The organism is Sphingomonas bacterium, from assembly GCF_903644135.1.
Taxonomy (GTDB): Bacteria; Pseudomonadota; Alphaproteobacteria; order Sphingomonadales; family Sphingomonadaceae; genus Sphingomonas.
In genome coordinates this window covers 1-8,921 of the sequence record NZ_CAHJXA010000092.1, presented here as the reverse complement: position 1 = coordinate 8,921, position 8,921 = coordinate 1, and the positions used below count along the sequence as shown (strand labels likewise).

Here is an 8,921-nt window from a genome sequence, read left to right as displayed (position 1 = left end):
CGAGGATCGCAAGGAACGTCCCTGCCTCGATCAGGCCGGTACCGCCCATGATCTCGTGCGGTCCCAGATGCTGCGGCAGAATCGAATATTTGACCGGGCCGAAGATGGTCGAGTGGCACCCCATCAGGAACAGGCAGGCGAGCAGCACCGGCACCGACGATAGCCGGAAGCCGACCAGCGCCAGCACCATGATGACGACCTCCGCCGCCTTGACCCAGCGGACCAGCAGCGCCTTGTCATGGCCGTCGGCGAGCTGGCCGGCGATCGACGAAAACAGGAAATAGGGCAGGATGAACAGGCCCGTGGCGACCGTCGCCAGCATCTCCGCCTTGTCCGGCGCGGCTGCGTACAGGCCGAAATTGGCGAGGAACAGCAGCGCGAACTTGAGCAGGTTGTCGTTGAACGCGCCCAGGAACTGGACGACGAACAGGGGCGCGAAGCGGCGTTTGCCGAGCAGCGACAGGTCGGGTGCGGCCATCGATCAATCCTCCGTCTTCTTCGCCTAGCAAACAAATGAGCGCTGCTCAATAATATAATTCGACATCGTTCAGTTCCTTGTTATCGAGCGGCATGGGACGCCGGTCGGATCATACGCGCGATGAGCTGGAGGAGCTGATCCTCGCGGCGGGGCACGCGCTGATGGCCGAGCAGGGTTTCGCCCGCTTCTCCGCGCGCGAGGTGGCGAAGCGGATCGGTTACTCCGTCGGCACGGTCTACAACGTCTTCGGCAGCGCCGACGCGCTGGTGCTGGCGATCAACACCCGTACCTTTGGCCTGTGGGCGGATCACCTTCGCGCAGCGCTCGCTGTCGCGGGTGACGACCGCATCCGTGCGCTGGTCGAAGCGTACTTCGCGTTCGCCGGCGATCATCCCAATCTATGGACGGCGATCTACGACCATCGCCTGCCCGTCGGCATGGCGATGCCGGACAGCGATGCCGAAATCCGTGGGGCCCTGACCGGGATCGTGTCGGCGGAAGTGGCGTCGGCGCTGGGCGAGCCTGCGGATGGGCGAGCCGCGATCCTCGCGCGCTCGCTGATCGCGACGGTTCATGGCCATTGCGCGTTTGCGCTGACCGGCAGCTTCGCCGTGATGGGGGAGGAGCGGCCGATGGAGGCCGCGCTGGCACGCGTCAACGAGAGCTTGGCCGCAGCGCTCCAGCACCGTTGAAGCACTGACCCGCATCAGCGTACCGCTCCTGCAAATCGCCTGCCCGCGTCATACGGCAATCGCAGCGCCTCCAGCGCGCCGACAGCGCTGACCGCGGCGACGATCAGAAAGGCACCCGCATAGGCAGCCGCCGCCGGGCGGGCACCGATGGCCAGCCCCAGAGGCGCGCCAAGCCGGATGCTCATCGCCCCAAGAGTGATGCCGGCCCCCAGGCTGAGTTGCCCGATGGTGCTGGCAAGCGCGTTGGCACCGCTCATCAGCGGCTTGGGAAGGTCGGCGAAGCTGATCATCGTCAAGGTGCTGAACTGCATCGAGCGAGTCGCGCCGCCGAGCAGGAGCACGAGCACGATCAGCGGCAGCGCGGTGCGCGCGGTCAGCATCGCGCAGGCGGCAAGCGACAACGAGCACAGCAGGCCGCTGACCAGCAGCACGGACCGAAACCCTGCCCGGCGCAGGATGCCGGACGTGACTGCCTTCATGCCGAGATTGGCCCCGAACACTCCCAGCATCAGCAGGCCGGCCGTCTGCGCATCGAAGCCGAACCCGACCTGGAACAGCAGGGGCAGCAGGAACGGCGCGCTGCCGATCGCCATCCGCGACAGCGATCCGCCGCGCATCGCAGCCCGAAAGGTCGGGAACCGGAAGGCGGACAGGTCGATCATCGGGTGGCGCGCGCGTCGAAAATGACGCACCGCCATCGCCAGCGAGCCCGCACCGAGCAGGATCAGGCCGACGCTGACCGCATCGGCGCGATCGACCACGCGATCCATGCCGGCCATCAGGCCGTAGACGCCCACACCGCACAGGATGAAGCCAAGCCAGTCGAACGGTAGCCGGGCGGGTGAGCGTAGATCGGGAACGAGGCGCAGCGTTGCCGCCGCTGCGATCAGGCCGAGCGGCAGGTTGAGGTAGAAGATCCAGCGCCAGTCGGCATGGACGACAATGAAGCCGCCGAGCGGCGGCCCCAGCACCGGTGCGATCAGCGCGGGCCAGACCAAGGTCGCCATCGCATCCATCAGCCGCTCTTCCGGAGTGTGGCGCAGCACGATCAGGCGACCGACCGGCACCATCATCGCGCCGCCCGTACCCTGCAGCACGCGGGCGGCGACGAACTGTGCCAAGTTCTGCGCGGCACCGCACAGCAGCGACGCGAAGGTAAACACCAGGATCGCCAGCACCAGCGTCCGCCGGGTGCCGAACCGGTCCGCAACCCAGCTGCTGGCGGGGATCAGCGTGCCGAGCGCCAGCAGATAGGCGCTCACCCCGATATTGAGGTCGACTGCCGAGCGTGCGAACGATCGCGCCATGACCGGCAACGCCGTCGTGATGATCGTGCCGTCGAGATTCTCCATGAACATCGCGCCGGCGATGAGGAAGATCAGCAGGCGAGAGCGAACCGAGCTGGCCGTGGCTGCGTCGGGCGAGCTTGACCTCATGACGGTGCTGTAACCTTCGACGAAGCAGGCTGGGGCTAGCCCGCCGTCCCGAGCTGCTGGAGCATGAACGCCTGCCACTCGGCATTCTGGCGGAAGCGCTCGAAGCGGCCCGACTTGCCGCCGTGCCCGGCCTCCATGTTGACTCGGAACAGCAGCGGATTGCTGTCGGTCTTCATCTCGCGCAGCTTGGCGACCCACTTGGTCGGCTCGTAATATTGCACCTGGCTGTCCCACAATCCGGTGCCGACATACAGCGCCGGATAGGCCTTGGCCGCGACGTTGTCGTATGGCGAGTAGCTCAGCATGTAGTCGTAATAGCGCTTCTGCGCCGGGTTGCCCCATTCGTCATATTCGAACGTGGTCAGCGGAATGGACGCGTCGAGCATGGTCGTGACGACATCGACGAACGGTACCTGCGCGATGATCAGCTTGTAGTCGGCCGGTGCCATGTTGGCGACGCCGCCCATCAACAGCCCGCCCGCGCTGCCGCCCAGCGCCGCGACCCGTCCCTTCGCGCCATAGCCGTGCGCGACCAGATAGCGGGTGACGTCGATGAAGTCGGTGAAGCTGTTCTTCTTGTTGAGCAGGTGGCCGTCGTCATACCAGCCGCGGCCCATCTCCTGTCCGCCGCGGATATGCGCGATCGCATACACGAAGCCGCGGTCGAGCAGCCCGATCCGACCGGGATCGACGCCGGGATCGGTCGAGATGCCATAGGAACCATAGGCGTATTGGAACAGCGGCGCGGTGCCATCGCGTTTGGTCGTCCTGGCGTAGACGAGCGAGACCGGCACTCGGGTGCCGTCGCGGGCCGGCACCCAGACCCGCTCGGTGACATATTTCGCTGGGTCATAGCCGGGGACGGGCGAGACCTTCAGCACACGGCGCTCGCCAGTCTTCGCGTTGACCTCGTAGGTCGTCGTCGGCGTGACCAGCGAGCCATAGGTATAGCGCACCCAAGATGTCGCCGGCTCCTCGTTGACGTCGAGCGCCATGCGGTAGGCGGGCTCGTCGGCCTTGACCGGCAGCGAGGCACCCGCGTCGTCGAGCAGGCGGATCATCCGGTTGCCGCCCTCGCGCTGGTCGATCGCCACAAAGCCCTGGAACGGCTTGAACTGTTCGATGAACACGGTGTCGCTGGCCGGCGTCAGGTCGCGCCAGGCGGCGGTGCCCTTGCCAAGATCGGCATCGGCGACCGTCACCAGCTTGTAGTTCTTCGCATCCTTGTTGGTGCGGATGATCCAGCGCGCGCCCAGATGATCGGAGCTGTAGCGGAACTCGCGCCGGCGCGGCGCGACCACGGTGAAGACGCGCGGCGCGGCGGCGGGGGCGCAGCGTTGTTCGTCGCTGACGGTGGTCTCGACCGCGATACAGATGAACTTGTCGTCGCTGGTACGCTCCAGACCCATCTGGTAGGTGTCGTTCTTCTCCTCGTACAGCAGCGTGTCGTTCGCGACCGGCGTGCCGAGGACGTGCGCCTTCACCCGATAGCCGCGCAGCGTCACCGGGTCCTTCTCGACGTACAGAACCGTGCGGTTGTCGTCGGCCCAGACGATGTCCGGCTCGATATTGGCGATGGTGTCGGCCATCGGCGCGCCGGTCGCGAGGTCCTTGACGTGGAGGACGTACTGGCGACGGCCGACCACGTCCTCGGCCCAGGCGACCAGCCGGTTGTCTGGGCTGACCGCCCAGGCGGACAGCGCGAAGAAATTGTGGCCGATCGCCATGGCGGGTTGATCGAACAGCATCTCGGCCGGCGCGGTCGCGGCACCCTTGTGGCGTTCGAGGATCGGGTAGCTGGCACCGGTCGCGTAGCGCGAGCCATACCAATAGCCGTTCTTGCGATATGGAACCGAGCTGTCGTCCTGCTTGATGTGCGCCACCGTCTCGTCGAACAGCCTGGTCTGCAGCGGCTTGAGCGAGGCGAGCTGCGCGTCGGCATAGGCGTTCTCGGCGGCGAGATAGGCGAGCATCTCCGGGTTCTTGCGCGTGTCGTCGCGCAGCCAGTAATAATGGTCGTCCCGCACGCCGTTGGGGGAGGTGACCTGGAACGGCTTGGCGGCGGCGTGGGGCGGCGGCGCCTGCTGCGCAGAGGCCGTACCCGCCAGCAACGCCGCGCCGGCCATCAACGCCATTCCTCGCATCACCATCGTCCCCGTATCATCCGCCCCATACCTTTGCGCAAATGCGCGTGGCGTCAACCAGGCGTCTGGAAGCCGCTCAATGCGAGCCCAGCCTGATCTTCACCCCGGCATAGATATAGCGCCCGACCGCCGAGATCGGCTGGTTGATCGAATTGCCGGGATCGGGCTTCTGGTCGGTCAGGTTCTGCACGCCGAGGTAGAAGGACATGCCGCCCTTGACCTCATAGCCGACCTGCACGTCATGCTGCCACAGATCGCTGTAGCGCAGCTGCGCGGCGGGGGCATAGTTGGGATCGTTGTCGGTGGTCAGCTTGTCGACCGTGCGGGTCCCGTCCACCCAGCGCAGGTTGTAGGTCAGCGTCACGCCCGCCAGTGTCCAGCTCGGCGAGAAGTTGGCGTTGAACTTGGGCCGTCCCGGCTGGTCGAGATTGTCGGTGACCGGCGCGCCTGGAACGCCGACGAACTCGAGCCTGTTGAGATAGCCGCCGACCAAGCGCAGGTCGAACGTTCCGGCATGAGCGGTGCGGAGCAGGTAATCGATGTTGACGTCCAGGCCTGCCGTGCGGAAATTGGCGACGTTCTGCGGCTGCACGACATAACCGATGATCGTCCCGCGAACGGCGGTGACGCCGTTGACGACCGAGGCGGTGGTTGCGCGCGTGATCGAGCGGCAGAAGGCGTTGTCGGTGGTCGGCGAGTCGACGCACAGGTCGGCGAGCGACGACGGATCGGGCGTGTTGATGGCACCCATGAGGTTGATGTCGAACCAGTCGAACGAAGCCGTCAGCCCGCGCAGGAAACCGGGCCGCAGCACGACGCCTGCCGTCCAGGTTGTTGCCGTCTCCGCCTTGAGATTGGGATTGCCCGATCGTGATCCGTTGACGTTGCTGACGGTCTGAAGAGCGTCGGATATGGTGCCACCTGCCGCCGCCAGCAGTGCCGCACAATTGGCCGCCCGGTATTGCGTCCCCAGCCCGATCCGCTTGGGCTGGCAGGGGTCCTGGAAGAAGGCGGAATCTCCACTCACCGGCTGGAACAGCTCACCGATGTTGGGCGCACGCACCGCCTTGCCATACGACCCCCGGAAGGAGATCGCCCGCACCGGCGCATAGACGCCGTTGAACTGGTAGGTGTTGGTGTCGCCCACCGTCGAATAATGCGAGTACCGATAGGCCGCGCCGACCGACAGCGTCTCGGCAAAGCGCTGACCCTGCAGGATCGGTGCGTTCAGCTCGCCGAACGCTTCCTTGACGTTGAAGCTGCCGCCCGAGGGCACGACCAGGGTCGGTTCGGTGTAGGCGATGAAGCGGTTGTTGATCAGATTATCGCTCGGCGCGAAGGCGCTGGTCTCGCGCCGGTATTCTCCACCGAACGAGAACTGCACCGGTCCGCCGGGCAGGCGGAAGAACGCGCCGAAGTCGCCGCTGATCGAGGCGTTCGCGACCTGCTGGGTGATGCGCGCGAAGCTGGTGTCGTTTATCTGGAAGAACGCCAATGCCTGGGGGCTGGTCGGGCCGGGGCCGAACAGGCTGACGGGCAGGCAGCCGGGATTGCCGCCGGTGAGGTTGGAGCGGCACACCGGCTGGCGCGTAGTCGGACTGGTGACGACATCAAGCGCCTGCATGTAGCGGTCGTTGAGCAGCTCGTTCAGCTTGGTGATCGTAACGTCCGTACGGCCATATTCGTAATAGGCGTCATAGGTGGCGTGTTCGCTGATCCGCCCGGTCGCGTCGAGGACGCCGCGATAAGTACGGCGCAGATCGCTCTCGCCATGGCGGCCATAGTCGATGTTGTCTCGCGTGACCGAAACAGCGGTCTGCCCCGCGGCAAGCGCAGCGTTGCGGATCGTGGCAGGAACGAACGGATTGTCGAGCGTGATCGGGGTGCCGTAGGTGCCGATATAATAGTCGAAGGTTGTCGCCCGCGTCTGCGCGAACTTGCCCTCGACCGACAGCTTGAGCGCGTCCGACACGTCGAAATGGCCCAGCAGGTTGGCGTCGTTGCGCACGATCCGCGGTGCGAGATCGCCCGAGTAGAAACCTGCCACCGGCGTGTCGTCGCCGCCGGTCGAGTAATAGGAGGCGGGCGTGCCGTGGCGATAGGGCTGGCCGAGGCCGTTGAAATCGGGATAGCCGTCGCCATCGACGTCGACGGCACCGATCGGCGACTCGTTGGGATAGCGCAGGTCGCCGACCAGTATGTTGCTCGGCAGGCGCGGGTTGGTCGCGGCGGCGTCGTTGGGGATGAGGTATTGCCGGCGATCAGCGCGCAGATACTCGCGGTCGTCGTTCTGCAACCGGTCGTCGAGATTATACTCATAAGCGATCGTCACGTTGGCGCGGCCATCCGCGAAGGTCTTGCCGGCGGCGATCGAGGCGAAGCGGTTGGCAGCGTCGCCGCGGTCGGAGATGCCGAACTGGCTGCGCGCCGACACCCCGTCGAAGTCGCGCTTGAGGATGAAGTTGACCACGCCCGACACACCGTCCGCGCCATAGACGGCGGACGCGCCGCCGGTCAGCACGTCGACCCGCTCGATCAGGTCGGTGGGGATGCTGTTGACGTCAACGGCGGCGCTGTTCGCCTCGCCGGCGACGTGACGGCGACCGTTGACCAACACCAGCGTCCGGTTGACGCCCAGGTTGCGCAGGTTGAGCTCGTTCAGCCCCGCCGCGCCGAACGGGTTGCTGTAGACGGCGTTGCCGCCCGACGTCTGGGTGAAGTCGCGCGAGCCGGTCAGCGCGGGGACGCGCTCCAGGAAGTTGGTGAGGTTGGTGTTGCCCGATTGCTGGATGGCTGCAGAGTTGAACGAAGTGATCGGGTTGGGCGCGGCGAACTCGGGCCGGGTGATGCGAGAGCCGGTGACAACGATGTCATTGGCTTGTCCTTCGGCCGACGAGGCCGTGGTGGCATTTGCGGGCTGTTGCGCACCTGCTGCCGCTTGCGTGGCCTGTGCCTGTTCCACGCCTGGCGTCGGCACGGTCTGCGCCTGCACGGGGGCGGCGAGCAGCAGGATCGCGCCTGTGAAGAGGCTGCGGCGATAGGCGACGGACGGCATCATATCTCCTCGGATGTCCGGGATGCGTGCCACCTGTCTGCCCCGCCGCGTCAATCATTGCTGTGGCTTTCGATAGCTTTAGCGGGGCGGTGATGCACTTATGCAACAGTTTATCGTGACGGTGTGATCCAGATCATGTCGATCCGCCGGTTTGTGCTTGGGTGCGGGCAACGGCGTCGGTATCGACCGGTCGGAGAGGGGTGACCGGCCATCGAGCCACAACGAACCATGACGATGATCTCGCGCCGGACGGCGCTGGCGGTCGGGGCGGGCGCGATGCTGGCGGGGTGCGGGCAGGTGCGGGGCGGCGATGGGCTGACCTGGTGGGCGATGGGCGCGGCGGGTGAGAACGCGCCGCTGCTGCTGCCGCCGTTCCGGCGCGCGACCGGGATCGCGGTCGATGTCCAGGCGATCCCCTGGACGGGCGCGCACGAGAAATTGCTGACCGGCTATGCGGGCGGCTCGCTGCCCGACGTGATGATGCTTAGCAGCTATTGGCTGCCCGAACTGGCGCTGGTCGGCGCGCTGCTGCCGCCGCCGCCGGCATCGCCGCTGCTCGCCGGTCATTTTCCGAGCACGGTCGCATCGGTGACGGTGGAGGGCCGCGCAGTGGCGGTGCCGTGGACCGCGAACAGCTGGGTGCAATATTACCGCCGCGACCTGATCGCCGAGGCCGGCTATCCCGCGCCGCCGACCGACTGGGCCGACTGGACGCGGATGGCGCGCGCGATCAAGCGCCATCACCCCGACCGCTATGCGACGCTGCACCTACTCGACTGGCCGGAGCCGCTGTTCGCCTTTGCCGCGCAACAGCCCGAGCCGCTGCTGCGCGACCGGGACACGCGCGGGAACTTCTCCTCGGCGGGCTTCCGGGCGGCGCTCGGCTTCTACAAGTCGATCTACGACGAGCGCTTCTCGCCTGCGCTCACCGGGTCGGAGGTCGGGGACACCTATCTGGAGCTGGGCAAGGGCTGGATCGCGATCCTGCCGTTCGATGTGCAGGGGATCGGCGACCTGCGCCGCCGCACCGAGATCGTGCCGCCAGCCTTGTGGGGCGTCGCGAGCACGCCGGGGCCGGGCGGTGCCGGCGCAGCGATGGCGCGCGGCGTCTGCCTG

The 8,921-nt window shown here is 66.5% G+C and carries 5 protein-coding genes and 1 pseudogene; 2 read left to right on the top strand and 4 right to left on the bottom strand.

Going from position 1 to position 8,921, the window contains the following annotated elements; all coding sequences use genetic code 11:
- Positions 1-478, bottom strand: a pseudogene (locus tag HUU96_RS06745) (MFS transporter); the annotation flags it as partial.
- Between the two features lie 92 nt (positions 479-570).
- On the opposite strand from HUU96_RS06745, the gene HUU96_RS06740 reads away from it, so the two are divergent.
- Positions 571-1,170: a TetR/AcrR family transcriptional regulator gene (locus HUU96_RS06740; protein ID WP_174292068.1), complete on the top strand. Its 600-nt coding sequence runs from the start codon at positions 571-573 to the stop codon at positions 1,168-1,170.
- Between the two features lie 14 nt (positions 1,171-1,184).
- Here the strand turns inward: HUU96_RS06740 and HUU96_RS06735 are convergent, their stop codons facing one another.
- From HUU96_RS06735 to HUU96_RS06725, 3 genes are all read right to left on the bottom strand, one after another.
- Positions 1,185-2,606: an MFS transporter gene (locus HUU96_RS06735; protein WP_174292067.1), complete on the bottom strand. Its 1,422-nt coding sequence runs from the start codon at positions 2,604-2,606 to the stop codon at positions 1,185-1,187.
- A gap of 35 nt (positions 2,607-2,641) precedes the next feature.
- Positions 2,642-4,741 (bottom strand): S9 family peptidase, encoded by a 2,100-nt coding sequence (locus tag HUU96_RS06730; protein WP_217430283.1) that lies wholly within the window; start codon positions 4,739-4,741, stop codon positions 2,642-2,644.
- Between the two features lie 85 nt (positions 4,742-4,826).
- Positions 4,827-7,805 carry a TonB-dependent receptor domain-containing protein gene (locus HUU96_RS06725; RefSeq protein ID WP_254605065.1) on the bottom strand — a complete coding sequence of 993 codons (2,979 nt, stop codon included), beginning with the start codon at positions 7,803-7,805 and terminating at the stop codon, positions 4,827-4,829.
- 228 nt (positions 7,806-8,033) lie between these two features.
- On the opposite strand from HUU96_RS06725, the gene HUU96_RS06720 reads away from it, so the two are divergent.
- The coding region (locus HUU96_RS06720; RefSeq protein ID WP_174292066.1) for an extracellular solute-binding protein at positions 8,034-8,921 on the top strand (888 nt) is incomplete at its 3' end.

Bases quoted from the DNA above. Each gene is read 5' to 3' on its own strand.
- HUU96_RS06740 (WP_174292068.1), top strand. From the start codon at position 571: ATGGGACGCCGGTCGGATCATACGCGCGATGAGCTGGAGGAGCTGATC.
- HUU96_RS06735 (WP_174292067.1), bottom strand. From the start codon at position 2,606: ATGAGGTCAAGCTCGCCCGACGCAGCCACGGCCAGCTCGGTTCGCTCT.
- HUU96_RS06730 (WP_217430283.1), bottom strand. From the start codon at position 4,741: ATGGCGTTGATGGCCGGCGCGGCGTTGCTGGCGGGTACGGCCTCTGCG.
- HUU96_RS06725 (WP_254605065.1), bottom strand. From the start codon at position 7,805: ATGCCGTCCGTCGCCTATCGCCGCAGCCTCTTCACAGGCGCGATCCTG.